Genomic DNA, 14185 nt, shown 5'->3' on the forward strand with positions numbered 1-14185 from the left:
CGCGGCGCGTCCGGCCCCTCGAGACCGCGCCCACCGCGCCGAGCCTGCGCGCAGGGTGCGGTTTCCGGGCGCAACGGCGCAGCGGACGCAGGCTCGATTGCGGCGGGTGCTGAGCCTGGTGCTCGCGCTGGCCGTGACGCTCACCGGGTGCTCCCCGGCCATCAATCTCGCGGCGCCGACCGGCAGCAACGCGCAAGTCGGCAGGACCAGCGACGTCAACCCGCAGGACCCCGCCACCCTGCGGGACGGCGGCAACCTGCGCCTGGCGCTCAGCGACTTCCCGCCGAACTTCAACATCCTGCACATCGACGGCAACTCCGCGGAGGTCGCCTCGATGATGAAGGCAACCCTGCCGCGGGCGTTCGTGATCGGGCCGGACGGCTCGACCACCGTCGACACCGACTACTTCACCAGCGTAGAGCTCACCGGGACGTCGCCCCAGGTGGTCACCTACACCATCAACCCCAAGGCGGTGTGGTCGGACGGCGCACCGATCACCTGGCAGGACATCGCCGCGCAGATCCATGCGACCAGCGGGGCCGACAAGAACTTCGACATCGCGGGGACCAACGGCGCCGAGCGTGTCGCGTCGGTGACCCGCGGCGTCGACGACCGCCAAGCCGTCGTGACCTTCGCCCAGCCCTACGCCGAGTGGCGCGGCATGTTCGCCGGCAACGGCATGCTGCTACCGGCGACCGCGACGGCGACGCCGGAGGCGTTCAACAAGGGGCAGCTGGAGGGCCCGGGGCCCTCGGCCGGACCGTTCGTCGTGTCGTCGCTGGACCGCACCACCCAGCGAATCGTGTTGACCCGCAACCCGAGATGGTGGGGGCCACGGCCCCGGCTGGACAGCATCACCTACCTGGTGCTCGACGATGCCGCGCGGTTACCCGCGCTGCAGAACAACACGATCGACGCGACCGGCGTGGGATCGGTGGACCAGCTGACCATCGCGCAGCGCACCAAGGGCATCTCGATCCGGCGCGCGCCCGCCCCGAGCTGGTCGCACTTCACGTTCAACGGCGCCCACGGGTCGATCCTGTCCGACAAAGCGCTACGCCTGGCCGTGTCCAAGGGGATCGACCGCCAGACCATCGCCAAGGTCGTCCAATACGGGCTCACCAACAACCCGGTCGCGCTGAGCAACCACATCTACGTGGCCGGGCAGGAGGGCTACCAGGACAACAGCCGCGTCGACCCCTACGACCCCGACGCGGCCCGGCGCGAGCTCGACGCGCTCGGCTGGAAGCTGAACGGTCAGTTCCGCGAGAAGGACGGCCGCCAGCTTGTCATCCGCGACCTGTTCTACGACGCCCAGGGCAGCAAGCAATTCGCGCAGATCGCGCAGCACAGCCTCGCGCAGATCGGGGTCAAGCTGGAGCTGGTCGCGAGGTCGGGCAGCGGGTTCTTCAGCAACTACGTCAACGTCGGCGCCTTCGACATGGCGCAGTTCGGCTGGCTCGGCGACGCGTTCCCGCTGTCGTCGCTGACCCAGATCTACAAGTCCGACGGCGCAAGCAATTTCGGCAAGATCGGCAGCCCGGAGATCGACGCCGCGATCGAGGGGACCCTCCACGAACTGGACCCGGCCAAGGCGCGGGCACTGGCCAACGACCTCGACAAGTTGATCTGGGCCGAGGGTTTCAGTTTGCCGCTGACGCAGTCCCCCGGTGACGTGGCGGTACGCAGCACCCTGGCCAACTTCGGCGCCACGGGACTTGCCGACTTGAACTACACCGCAATCGGATTCATGCGGAGTTGATCCGCCGCCGCAGCGGCCTCGGGATGGGCAGCGCCCCCTCGATGGCGGCGGCCAACCCGATCGCCTGCCACAGCAGGCGCACCTCGGGGCGCGCCGGCATGGCATCCAGCGCCGGCGCCCGGGCGGCAAGGCTGTGCACGTCACCGCGACACACCGTCCTGGCGATGACGAGTGCGGCGGGCTCGCGAAAGTCGATGGCGCTGTGCGCCATGCTGGGCAGCTTCAGCAGCACCGCGTCGGGGATCAGGGCCGCGACGCGGTTGGCCACCGCTGGCGGGGTGATGAGGTCGCGTCCGCCCGAAACCACGACGGTCGGCCACCCGAAGCGCGGCATCTCGGCCGGAAGGTCGTACGGCTCGTCCTCGAAAGTCGCCGTCAGGGTGCGTGTTTCGCGCTCCGCCACGGCGGGGTCGAGCGGCAGGCCGTCGGGCTCCGCGGCGTAGTCGAGCTCGCGCAACGCGATGCGGCTCACCAGGTCTTCCTCGTAGCGGAACGGCAAATGGCTCAGCGTGGCGAAGCGGGACATTGTCCACCACAACAGCTTTCGCCCGTCGAGGAGCAGGTCGAGCTGCCGCTCCAACAGCGCGGCGCCACCGTATCCGTAGATGGTCGCGACGACCTGGGTGGCCGACGCGGTCATCACTCCGGCGTCGACCAGCTTGCGCATCTTCGGTGCGATGGTGGCGGTTTCGGGGCTCTGGCCCTTGAGCAGCAACCGGCGAATCGCCCTGCGGACGATCACGATGTCATGCCGGGACAGCAGGGGCGAGTCGAGGATCATCGCCCGCACCCGGCCGGGATGGCGGACGCCCACGCCGGCCGCGATATAGGTGCCGTACGAGGCACCGTAGATGACGGCCGAGTCCACGTGGGCATCGTCGAGCACGGCCGCGACGTCGTCGACGACCTGGTTGACGGTGATCGCTTCTGGAGGCAGGTCGACGCCGGCGTCGTCGTGGCGCGACATTCCCACCCCGCGATGCTCGATCATGATGACGTCGAGGCCGGCGGTGGCGGCGCGGCGCCGCAAGCCCCGGTACATCTGCACCGACGCCACCCCCGGACCCCCGGGGATGATCACCAGCGGGTGCGCGGACTTCCGCCCGGCGCGCACGTAGTACAGGTCGAACTCGTCGGGGCCGTCCGGGGAGATCGGCCGGCGGACGGGCCGCACACCGGGCAGTCGCGCGAGCCGTTCCTGCACCCGGCGCCGTTTCGCGGTCATGGTCATCGGTGTCGGCCCGCCATGGACACCATTCTGCCGAGGACGCCCGCGATCATCAGCGCGAGAGCCCCTTCCCCGGCGATTGCTACGCGGTCAGATCGATGCGGTGGGCGCCCTTGACCCCGTCATAGCGGTCCGGGCTGCAGGTCAACACGATCACCTGCCCGTGCGCGCCCATGGTGTCGAACACCTCGCCCATCTTGGTCAGCCGCTCGGGGTCGGTGAAACCGAGCGCGTCGTCGACCACCACGGGGACGGTGTCCTCCTTGGCGACCAGGGCGGCCCCCGCCAGCCGCGCCAGGATGCCGAGCTGCTCTTTGGCCCCGCCCGACAGCGATTCGTACGGCACCGTGACACCGTTGAGCGTGCGTGCGCGGATGCAGAGGTCGCTATCGATGTCCACCTCGAAGGTGGGTCCGAACACCGGCCGCCCCAGGCGCTGCAACTCCGCGCGGTAGGGCTCGACGTAGCGCAACCGGGTGGTGTCGCGGTGGCGCGCCATCACCGAGCGCAGCAGCTCCGCGGCGCGGGCGCGGCCGCCCACCCGCGAGTGCTGGCCGGCGGCGTGCTCGAGCTCGGTTCGGGCGGCGTCGAGCTTGCCGTGGCGGCCCTCGGTGCCGAACACGGACAGCTCGATGTCGATCTCACGCAGCGCGCTGGCCGCCTGTTCGTAGCGATCCCGCAGGGATTCGGCCGCCTGCGATGCGGCGTCCAGTTCGGCCGCCACGTCGTCCGGCGCGGCGGCCGCCAGGACGTCCGCCAGCTCGGCGACGCGCCGCTGGGCGCTCTGCGCCGCGAGCAGACCGGCGTCCGCCGCCGCCGCCAGGAGCTCGTCCCCGACCGACGCCCGCTCGTGTGCCAGCCGGTCGGTGACCGCGGCCAGCTCGTCGCGTTGAGTTTCCAGCTTGTTCTCGGCAACCGTTGTGCGCGTGACCAATTCGGCGAGCCTGCCGGCGGCCGCCGCGGCGGTGCGTCGACTGGTCTCGCAGTGGGCGGCGGCGGCCACGCGGGCTGCCTCGGCCACCTCGAGTTCGGCGCGCGCGGCGTCGGCATCCATCTCGGCGACGTCCGGCCCGTTGCCCGCGCTCAGCCGCGCGAGCCGCTCGCGCAGGTCCTCGACCCGTTCGTCGCCGTGGAGACCGGCCAGGGTGGCGGTCAGCTGGTCGCGGGTGCTCTGCAGTTCGCGGCGGTGCGCCACCGCCGCCCGCGCGGCGGCCACGTCCTTGGCGTCCGCTTCGGTCAGAGCGTCGGACAGCTCCCGTTGCGCGGCAGCGTATTTCGCCTGGACGTCCAGCGTGGTCGCGCCGGGCGTGATGCGCGCCGTCAGCACACCGGGGACCCCGACCGTTGTGGGGCCGATCGCGGTCGTCGACCACGTTCGGCCCGCCGACAGGGCCACCCGTCGGTCACCGGTGTCCAATTCGATGTCGGTGATGGCCGCGAACTCGACCGCCGCCGACGTCAACGCCAGCTGGTCGCCGATGCGGTCGACCGCGGCCGCGGCGTCCTCGATCCGCCGCAGCAGATCGTCGGTGACCACCACCGACGACAGCTCGGCGCGGATCCGGTCGCGGTCGTGCTGTGTGGCGTCGATCTTGGCCAACCGCGACCGCAGCCGCTCGGCCTCCTCGCGGTCGGCGAGCCGGTCGACGGCACCGCGGGCACACTCCGCCCGGTGCTGCAGGCGCGCGAGCAGTGCCACGGCCTCCTCGGCGGCGGCGTCGGCGGCCTCGGCGGCGGCCCGCGCCACCGATAGCGCGTCGGTGGCCAGTTGCACTTCGGTTTCGGCGGCGGCGACGGCGGCCGTGCGCGTCGTGATTTCGGCAAGCAATCGGAGGCGGCCCTTGTGGGCGGCGCTGGCCGCGGCGCTCGTGGCGGACTCAGCGGCGGCGAGCAGTTCGGCTTCGCGGGCTTCGCCGGTGAGCTCGGCGATCCGCTCGGCGGCGGCCCGCGCGGCCGCCAGCCGCGGGCCGGCGGCGATGCGCTGCTGCGACAGCTCGGCCACCTGCTCGGTGAGGACGGCGTGGCGGGATACCCGATCGTCCACCTCGGCCAGTTTCGCCGTGCATTCCGCGACCTGCGCCTCGGCGGCGGCCAGCCGGGAGATCGCGGCGGCCCAGTCGCCGGTGGGGCGGCCCGTGGCGGTGAAGTAACGGGCGTATTCGGCGTCGATCCGCTCGATCAGCAGCGGCTCGGTGCCCTGCGGCCCCCCGTTGTCGGCGGCCGCGACGTCGAGCGCGCGCGACAACGCGTCGCAGCCGGACAGGTCCACCGCGGCGGTCGAGGACGACTGCAGCACCCGCTGGGCATGCCACAGGTCGTTGTCCACCGTCTCGGCCAGCATGGCACGCACCCGGTCGTGCGCTTCGTCCCCGGTCAGCTGCTCGCGCCGCGGCGCGAGCATCGTCAACTCGGTCTCACACTTCTTGTGGAAACGCTTGCGGTAGCTGAAACGGTATGGTCCGCAGCTAATTTCGGCTCGAACCTCGGAGCCGACGTCGCTGTGGGCGGGTTTAACCTGCTTGACTTCCTTCTTGGTCGAGCGGTCCTTGGACTCCAGCAACAGGTCCAGCGCCTCGACCATGGACGACTTGCCGATCTCGTTGGCGCCGGAGACGACCACCACGCCGTGGTCCGGGAACTCGATGTCCCGGTGCGCGATGCCGCGATAGTTCGTGAGAACCAGTCGATGCAGCTTCATGCGGCACCCCTATCGGCCAGGCGCAGCAAGAGCGCCAGTGCCGCCTGCGCGTCGGCGGCCCGTTCCGTGTCCGCCCGGGCGGTGGCGACGAGTTCCTCGACGGCGGCGGCGGCGAATCCGCCGATGCCGAGATCGGTGAACTCTCCGTCGGCGGGGACGACGGCCAGGTCGCTGTGGCGTTCCCACAGCCCCAGCCACGCGAACAACCTGGCGTACTTGTCGAGGCAGGCGTCCAGCGCGGCGCGGTCGGTCACCGTCAGGGAGCCGGTCAGCGCCAGCCGGACCACCGTGCGGTCCTTGTCGGTCATGAGATCCAGGTTCATGTCGAGGTCGGCGATGTCGCGGCTGGTGTCGACCTGCCGGTGCATCGTGACGAACCGCCAGCGGCCAACGTGGCGGGAAGTGACGGTCACGCCATTGTCGTCGACGTCGACGACGAGGACGTGACCCGAGTCGGCCTCCACGTCGTCGAAATTGGTGACTTCCGGGGCGCCGGAGTACCACACGCGGCCGCTGCCACCCACCTGCGTGCGGGAGTGCTTGTCCCCCAACGCCACATAATGCAGCGCGCCGCGGGCCAGCGCGTCGTCGAGGCTGGCGAGCCGGATCAGCGAGGGTTTGTCGCGGTCGGGATCGAGCACGTCGACGCCGCCGTGGGCGACGAGGATCCGGGTCACCGGCGCCTCGGACGAGCCGGGCAGTTCGTCCAGGACCTTAGCGACCAGGTCGGTGGTGGGCGCCTTGGTCCGCCAGGGCGCGGCGACGATCTCCACCCCGGGGCGCACCTCGTGCACGCCGGCCCGGTCGAGCACCACCACGTTGTCGGGGCGGTCGGCCGTGAAGAGCGCGCTGGTGTACACCGACGACGCGTCGAGCGGATCGTGATTGCCGGGCAGCAGGTAGACGGGAATCCCGATGGCGCGCATGGCTTCGAGGGACTGGCCGACGACCTGCGGGGACAGCTGATTGTGCTCGAAGACGTCCCCCGCCACCACGACGAACTCGGCGCCGACCTCGGCGGCGAGCGCGCCCAGACCGGACACCGCGTCGCGGCGGGCAGCCGAGAAGCGGGGCTGCGCGTCGCCCGCCAGGAAGTGGCGGGTCATGCCCAGCTGCCAGTCGGCGGTGTGCAGGAATCGCATCGCGGCGCCCCTTTCGGATCAACGCGGCTATCAGGGCACCGCGAAGTCTAGGTCTGCGCACCGACAAGACGCGGGACCTCGCCCGGCACGTCCGGGTGAACCGCCGCCGCCGCCGGATCAGACCGGCAAGACGATCCCGGCTGCCCGGCCCAGAATGATCGCCTGACCGCCGGGGAACACGTAGCCGCCGGTGGGTCCGTAGACGCCGTAGATCGGGTCGGTCGGTCCGGCTCCCGCGTAGATGTCGTTGATCCACCCAGTGGACAGGGTGTACACCGCCTGGGTGTTCCCCGGAGGGGAGAACCCGGTCAGCAACTGGGCGACGAAATCGACGAGCGGGTGTTCGCCCACCATCGAGTCGACGTGCGAGCCGTTGACCAGCTCGACACCGACGAACTGGCCCGGGTTCAGACCGACCAGCTCGTTGGTGGTGGCACCGAAGAGGTTCCACGGCTGGGGCGGCGCCGCCACCACATAGTCGGGGATGTGCAACGCCTGCAGGTTGGCGATCGCGGCCGCGAAGGCGGAGGAATCGGAGGCGACGCCGTCGAACATCACCACGCCGCGAAGGTTGTTGGCGGCGGTGTTCGCCCCGAGATCCGCGATGTAGTCGCCGGCGGCGATCGTCGCCAGGCCGCCGCCGGCCGAATGCCCGGCCAGGATGAAGTCGGACGGCAGCTTGCCCATGAAGCCGGCCTGGTTGGCGCTGACATTCAGCGCCGTCTGGCCGCCCAGGAACAGCGAGGCCACGCCCTGCTGCATCTGCGGCGCGTTCAGCCAGGCGCCGAACGGCAAGGGGATCGATGGCACGGTGGGCACCACCACGATGCTGTCCGTTTGCTGCGCCAGCTGCATGGCCAACGGGTCGTAGAACCAACCGATCGCCCCGAAGCCGTGCTGCAGATAGATGACGCCGTTGGCGTGCACCGAACCGTCCGCCTGCGTCGGGAAATACCAATGCGCCGGGGCGGGGAAGCTGAAGGGGCCCAGTGGAATTCCGAAGAAGGAGGACGTGCCGAGCGGAATCTGCAGGAACGAGAACCCCACCTTGACCCCGGTCACCCCATTCGTGGCGGGCGCGGTGAGGGCCGCGGTGGTGTTGGTCGGCAACGCTCCGCCGGTGGGGGTGACCGTGGCGTTGGGGATGCCGCCCGCCCCGGCGCCCGGCGCTCCGCCGGTCCCGGCGCCGGTGGAGAACAGCGGACGGCCCAACAGTTGCTCGATGGGTGCGAAGACCCCCAGGCTCTCGGCCTGTTGCCCCAGCGCCTGCAGCACCGACACGTTCGCGGCCTCGGCGGAGGCATAGGCCGCGCCGGCCGCGCTCAGCGCGTGCGCGAACTGGGCTTGGAACTGCGTCGCCCGCGCCGTCAGCGTTTGAAATTCCTGCGCGTAACCGCCGAACAGGCTCGCGACGGCCGCGGACACCTCGTCACCGGCCGCCGCAATGATCCTGGTCGTCGAGGGCGCCGCGGCGGCGGCCGCCCCCTTGAGCGCCTCGCCGAGCCCCGTCAGGTCCTCGGACACCACGGCGACGGCCTCGGTCGCTGCGATCACATAGGGCGACATCGGCGGCTCCCATCCCCGGCAAGCTCAGGACAGCTCAGAAGGTACCGAGGAAACCCGTTATTTGTTCACAATTTGAAATATCCGGAGCATTTGGCCGAAGAGTCGCAATTGCGCGCGCCATGGCACTCGAAGTGTCCACTCATTATCGTGAGCCCGATGAACCGTCGGCGCACCCTATTGCTGATGCGGCACGCGAAGTCGGATTACCCGGAGGGCGTCGCCGACCATGACCGCCCGCTGGCGCCCCGTGGCATTCGTGAGGCCGGATTGGCCGGTGACTGGTTGCGCGCCCACGCGCCCGTCATCGACGCGGTGCTGTGCTCCACCGCCACCCGGGCGCGACAGACCCTGGAAAACACCCGGGTCGACGCCCCGACCCGGTTCACCGATCGGATCTACGCAAGTACGCCCGGGACGATGATCGACGAGATCTCGCGGACGGCCGACGACGTCGGCACCCTGCTGGTCGTCGGCCACGAGCCCACGATGTCCGAGTTGGCGCTCATCCTGGCCGACAACGGCTCGAACGACGCTGCGCTGGAACGCGTTTCCGTGAAATTTCCGACATCGGCCATCGCCGTGCTCGACGTGCCCTGCGGCTGGAAGGCGCTGGAACCCGGCCGAGCGGCCCTGACCGGCTTCGAAGTGCCGCGGTAACGCTCAGGAGTTGGTGGCCAGGGTCAGTTCCATGAGCTTGAGGGCCTGCCCACAGGCGTCGATCCCCGGCGCCTGAGGATTGACCCACCAGCCCACGACCCCCGCCGCGTCGCTGGCCACCCCACACGCGCCGTTGGGGTCGTCGGGACGCATGACGATCGACTCGATCCCGGCGATGTTGCGGCTCTCGACCTTGTACTTGAGGAAGTCGGCGACCTTGCGCTCCTCGGACAGGCTGCCCTGCTCGAACCAGAACCGGGTGATGTCGATGAGACCGGCCGGGTTGGCCGCCTGCCACCGGCAGATCGCTCCGACGAACGTGCTCTGGATGTCGAGCGGATCCGCGCCGACGGTCTTGGCGAGGATGTCGCTGGTCAGCACCTCACACTCCTTGAGCAGGTTCGGATACTGCTGCTGGGAGTTGTTGTTGCGCGGGACGTTGCCACCGGCCTTGATCGCGGTCCCACCGATCGACTTCGAGCAGCCGGTCAGGACCAGCAGGGCGAGGATCGCCACGGTGGCGGCGGCTTTCGCACGGCGGCCGAAACCCGTCGGGGCGATCATTTGGAGTTCGCAATCGACTGACGGGCAAGTTCTTTCGCTATGTCGCACGGTGGCGGAAACGGTTTCTGGTTGAAGCTGACCGACCATTCGATGAAGTCGTCCTGAAATTGGATGCCGACCTCGCAGAGCGAGTCGCCCAGATTGGGCTCGTTGCCGATCGCGATGAAGCCACCGTGCCCGTTGATGTTGACGTCCTCGACGCTCGCGCGTGACAACTCCTCGGTCTTGCGCTCGCGCCCGATCGGGCTGCCGCGGTACCAGGAGAAGGAGAAGTGCGGCCCCAGGATTCCGCCGCCCGCCAGCCACTGACAGCCCACCGAGTTCCGGGCGGTGTTGACCAGCCCGCTCATCTTCGTCAGCTCCGCCACCGTCTGATCGCTGACGCCGCCGCATTGCGGGAACATCGGCCCGTGGTGACCCTCCGCGTTCCCCGACGTCGAGGGGCCCGACGAGCCCGGCTTGTTGTCGCCGCCGCTGGAGCAGGCGGTGACCGTCGGGATCAGGATCATCAGGACCGATGCCGCAACAGCCAGCGCCCTCACGCTACGCCGCACCGCTGGTATGCCAACTGCAGGTCACACGATGCACTGTAGCGGCAGCCCCGTGGGTCAACCACCGACGCGCCATCTGAGCAGGCATTTCGATCCGGCGATGCGGGTGGCACCCCCGCGCGGTGGTCGCGACCCGGGCGCCGGCGGTGTGCGACAGTTACCAGATGCTCCTGGCACTGCTGCGCCAGTACATCCGGCCGTACCGTCGGCTGGTCGCGGCGCTGATGGGGCTCCAGTTGCTCAGCACCATGGGATCGCTGTACCTGCCGACGGTCAACGCCGCGATCATCGACGACGGCGTCGCCAGGGGCGACACCGCCACCATCGTCGGGCTCGGCCTGGTGATGCTGGCGGTCACCGGCTTCCAGGTGCTGTGCTCGGTGGCTGCCACCTATTTCGGCTCCCGAACGGGGATGGGCTTGGGCCGCGACCTCCGGCGCGCGGTGTTCGATCACGTGACCACCTTCTCCGAGCGAGAAACCGCGCGGTTCGGCGCCCCCACGCTGCTGACCCGCAGCACCAACGACGTCCGGCAGATCCAGTACCTGGTGCAGATATCGGCGACAGTGCTCGTCACCGCCCCGATCATGTGCGTCGGCGGAATCGCCATGGCCATCCATCAGGAAGCCGCGCTGACCTGGCTGCTGCTGGTGAGCGTTCCCACCATGGCGGTGGCGAACTACCTCATCATGTCGCGGATGCTGCCGCTGCTGCGCCGCATGCAGGGCCTGATCGATGGCATCAACCGGGTCATGCGCGACCAGCTGTCCGGCGTGCGGGTGGTGCGCGCCTTCGCGCGGGAGCCCTTCGAGCGCGACCGCTTCGCCCGGGCCAACACCTCCCTGTCCGAGACGGCGCTGGGCGCGGGCAATCTGCAGGCGCTGATGCTGCCGGTGACCACGCTGACCATCAACCTGTCCAGCGTCGCTCTGATCTGGTTCGGTGGGCTGCGCATCGACCGCGGCGAGATGCAGGTCGGTTCGCTCACCGCCTTCCTCGCCTACTTCACGCAGATCCTGATGGCGGTCCTGATGGCGACGATGACGCTCGTCGTGCTGCCGCGAGCGTCGGTGTGTGCCGAACGGATCACCGAGGTGCTGACCACCCGCGCCGCGGTCGGCGATCCGGAGCAGCCGGTGGCCCCGTCGGGCGGCATCGCCGGGGAGGTGCGCCTGGACCGGGCGACCTTCACCTACCCGGGCGCGGAACGTCCTGTGGTGGAAGACATCTCGCTGACGGCGCGGCCCGGCACCACCACCGCGATCGTCGGCAGCACCGGTTCAGGCAAGTCGACACTGATCTCCCTGATCTGCCGGCTCTACGACGTGACGGGCGGGGCCGTCCTCGTCGACGACGTCGACGTCCGCGACTACCGCACCGAGACGCTGTGGTCGGCGATCGGGCTGGTGCCCCAGCGCGGGTACCTCTTCTCTGGCACCGTCGCGGACAACCTGAGCTACGGCGCCGCGCCCGGCCAGGTGGTCACGGACGAACAGATGTGGGAAGCGCTGCGCGTGGCCGACGCAGATGGGTTCGTGCGGGCGCACGATGACGGCCTGCGCATGCGCGTCGCGCAGGGCGGCATCAATCTGTCGGGCGGCCAGCGGCAACGCCTGGCGATCGCCCGCGCCGTCATCCGTCGCCCGGCCATCTTCCTGTTCGACGACTCGTTCGCCGCGCTGGACGTGCACACCGACGCCCGCGTCCGTAAGGCGCTGCGCGACGCCTTTGCCGACGCCACGACGATCCTTGTGACGCAACGAGTTTCGACCGCAGCCCAGGCAGACCAGGTGATCGTCGTCGACAACGGGGCGCTGGTGGGGCGTGGCACGCACGAATCATTGCTGGCCGACTGCCCCACCTACGCGGAGTTCGCCGACTCACAGTCGGTCGACGCGGCGCGCTCTGGTCGCGTCGGGGGCACGCCGTGAGTGCCGCGCCCCGGAAGCCGGTCCGCGGGGCGCCGGCGGCGGCCCCGGCGGCCCGCTCGCGCGACTTCTGGGGATCGGCCACCCGGCTACTCAAACGGCTTGCGCCGCAGCGAGGACTGACGGTGGCGGTGCTTTCCCTGGGCATCGCCGGCACCGTGATCGGCGTCGTCGTGCCGAGAATCCTGGGCCACGCCACCGATTTGTTGTTCAACGGCGTCGTCGGCCGACGGCTGCCGGCCGGGATCACCAAGGCGCAGGCCGTCGCGGCGGCGCGGGCCCACGGGGACAACGCGTTCGCCGACCTGCTGTCGGGCATGAGCGTGATTCCGGGCCGGGGCGTGGACTTCGGTGCCGTGGCGAGAACGCTGGCGCTGGCGCTGGCGCTGTATGCGCTCGCCGCACTGCTGATGTGGGGACAGGCCAGGCTGCTCAACGTCACAGTCCAGCGCACCATGGTGGCGCTGCGCTCCGACGTCGAGGACAAGGTTCACCGGCTGCCCCTGTCGTACTTCGACGGTCGGCAACGCGGTGAACTGCTCAGCCGGGTCACCAATGACATCGACAATGTCCAATCGTCCCTGTCGATGACCATCAGCCAGCTGCTGACGGCAATCCTGACCTTTCTGACGGTGCTTGCGATGATGCTGTCCATCGCGCCGGTGCTGACCCTCATCGCCGTTGCGACGGTGCCCTTGTCGTTACTTGTGACCCGGGCGATCGCGCGGCGCTCGCAACGCCTCTTCGTGGCGCAGTGGACCAGCATCGGGCGCCTCAACGCCCACATCGAGGAGACCTACAGCGGATTCACGGTGGTCAAGACGTTCGGCCACGGCGCGGCGGCCCGCGAGCAATTCCACCGCTACAACGACGACGTTTACCGGGCCAGTTTCGGCGCCCAGTTCGTCTCGGGGCTGGTGGGCCCGGCGACGACGTTCGTCGGCAACCTCGGCTACGTCGCGGTGGCCGTGGTCGGCGGCGTCCAGGTAGCCACGGGGCGCATCACGCTCGGCAACATCCAGGCGTTCATTCAGTACGTGCGGCAGTTCAACGCCCCGCTCAGCCAGGTCGCCGGGATGTACAACATGCTGCAATCCGGAGTGGCCAGCGCAGAGCGGGTGTTCGGCCTGCTCGACGAGCCCGAGGAGCCGCCAGACGCGGCCCCCGAACCGCCAGCGGCGGGGTACCGCGGATCGACGCCCGTCCCAGGAACCAACGGGCAGCGCGGCCGTGTCGAGTTCGAGCATGTGAGCTTCGCCTACCGTGCGGGCGTGCCGGTGATCCACGACCTGTCGATGGTGGCCGAACCGGGCAGCACGGTGGCGATCGTCGGGCCGACCGGGGCGGGCAAGACCACGCTGGTGAACCTGCTGATGCGTTTCTACGACGTCGACTCGGGCCGGATCCTCGTCGACGGCGTCGACATCACCACGGTGAGCCGGGAGTCGCTGCGGTCGCGAATCGGCATGGTCCTGCAGGACACCTGGCTCTTCGAGGGGACGATCGAGGAGAACATCGCCTACGGGCGGCCGGACGCCACGGCCGACGAGGTGGCGGAGGCCGCCACCGCCGCCTACGTCGACCGGTTCGTGCATACGCTGCCCGCCGGCTACCAGACCCGGATCAGCGGCGACGGCGGCAACATCAGCGCCGGCGAGAAGCAACTCATCACCATCGCGCGCGCGTTCCTGGCCCGTCCGCAATTGCTGATCCTGGATGAGGCGACGAGCTCGGTGGACACCCGCACCGAGGTTCTGATCCAGCGGGCCATGACCGAGCTGCGTCGAGATCGGACGAGTTTCGTTATTGCACACAGACTTTCGACGATCCGCGATGCCGACCGCATCCTCGTGGTGGAGGCGGGCCGCATTGTGGAACAGGGCAACCACGCCGAACTGCTGTCCCGGCGGGGCGCCTACTACGCGATGACCCGCGCCTAGCTTCGACACCTGTTCAGTTGACACCGAGTGGGTGGCCCTGACCAAGCTGGGCGGGGGCTACGTCGACACCTGGGCGTGCAACGGACCGCCTGCGCCTTCGTCGGCACCTGTTGGTCTTTTCGGCCGCGTGCGCCCTAGCGGCGCCGGGT

The 14185-nt window shown here is 69.7% G+C and carries 10 protein-coding genes; 4 read left to right on the forward strand and 6 right to left on the reverse strand.

Translation table 11 applies throughout. The annotated features are described in order from the left end of the window. Positions 1–97: 97 nt before the first annotated feature. Positions 98–1762 (forward strand): ABC transporter family substrate-binding protein, encoded by a 1665-nt coding sequence (locus G6N56_RS09940; protein ID WP_085255510.1) that lies wholly within the window; start codon positions 98–100, stop codon positions 1760–1762. On the opposite strand, the gene G6N56_RS09945 is transcribed toward G6N56_RS09940, so the two are convergent. The 4 genes from G6N56_RS09945 to G6N56_RS09960 all read right to left on the reverse strand — a co-directional run bounded on the left by G6N56_RS09945 (position 1749) and on the right by G6N56_RS09960 (position 8396). Further along, entirely contained in the window at positions 1749–2993 is a 1245-nt protein-coding gene (locus G6N56_RS09945) for an alpha/beta fold hydrolase (RefSeq protein ID WP_085255511.1), read from the reverse strand. The genes G6N56_RS09940 and G6N56_RS09945 overlap by 14 nt on opposite strands. A gap of 79 nt (positions 2994–3072) precedes the next feature. Then, a complete protein-coding gene (locus tag G6N56_RS09950; protein ID WP_085255512.1) occupies positions 3073–5688 on the reverse strand; it encodes an AAA family ATPase in 2616 nt (871 codons plus the stop codon). Continuing rightward, a complete protein-coding gene (locus G6N56_RS09955; RefSeq protein WP_085255513.1) occupies positions 5685–6830 on the reverse strand; it encodes a metallophosphoesterase family protein in 1146 nt (381 codons plus the stop codon). The genes G6N56_RS09950 and G6N56_RS09955 overlap by 4 nt, the downstream gene beginning before the upstream one ends. A 117-nt stretch (positions 6831–6947) precedes the next feature. Then, positions 6948–8396, reverse strand: a complete 1449-nt coding sequence (locus G6N56_RS09960; protein WP_085255514.1) for a PE domain-containing protein — start codon at positions 8394–8396, stop codon at positions 6948–6950. 156 nt (positions 8397–8552) lie between these two features. Here G6N56_RS09960 and G6N56_RS09965 point away from each other — a divergent pair, with 156 nt between their 5' ends. After that, a complete protein-coding gene (locus G6N56_RS09965; protein ID WP_085255515.1) occupies positions 8553–9053 on the forward strand; it encodes a SixA phosphatase family protein in 501 nt (166 codons plus the stop codon). A 3-nt stretch (positions 9054–9056) separates the two neighbouring features. Here the strand turns inward: G6N56_RS09965 and G6N56_RS09970 are convergent, their stop codons facing one another. Together G6N56_RS09970 and G6N56_RS09975 are read right to left on the reverse strand one after the other, a co-directional pair. Beyond that, the gene (locus G6N56_RS09970) at positions 9057–9617 is read right to left on the reverse strand and encodes a DUF3558 domain-containing protein (RefSeq protein WP_085255516.1); all 561 of its coding nucleotides are present in this window, start codon (positions 9615–9617) and stop codon (positions 9057–9059) included. Beyond that, positions 9614–10171, reverse strand: a complete 558-nt coding sequence (locus G6N56_RS09975) for a DUF3558 domain-containing protein (RefSeq protein ID WP_085255517.1) — start codon at positions 10169–10171, stop codon at positions 9614–9616. The genes G6N56_RS09970 and G6N56_RS09975 overlap by 4 nt, the downstream gene beginning before the upstream one ends. 161 nt (positions 10172–10332) lie before the next feature. On the opposite strand from G6N56_RS09975, the gene G6N56_RS09980 reads away from it, so the two are divergent. Together G6N56_RS09980 and G6N56_RS09985 are read left to right on the forward strand one after the other, a co-directional pair. Then, positions 10333–12099, forward strand: a complete 1767-nt coding sequence (locus tag G6N56_RS09980; protein ID WP_085255533.1) for an ABC transporter ATP-binding protein — start codon at positions 10333–10335, stop codon at positions 12097–12099. Then, the gene (locus G6N56_RS09985; protein ID WP_085255518.1) at positions 12096–14036 is read left to right on the forward strand and encodes an ABC transporter ATP-binding protein; all 1941 of its coding nucleotides are present in this window, start codon (positions 12096–12098) and stop codon (positions 14034–14036) included. The genes G6N56_RS09980 and G6N56_RS09985 overlap by 4 nt, the downstream gene beginning before the upstream one ends. Positions 14037–14185 lie beyond the last annotated feature (149 nt).

Source organism: Mycobacterium saskatchewanense, from assembly GCF_010729105.1.
Classification (GTDB): Bacteria; Actinomycetota; Actinomycetes; order Mycobacteriales; family Mycobacteriaceae; genus Mycobacterium; species Mycobacterium saskatchewanense.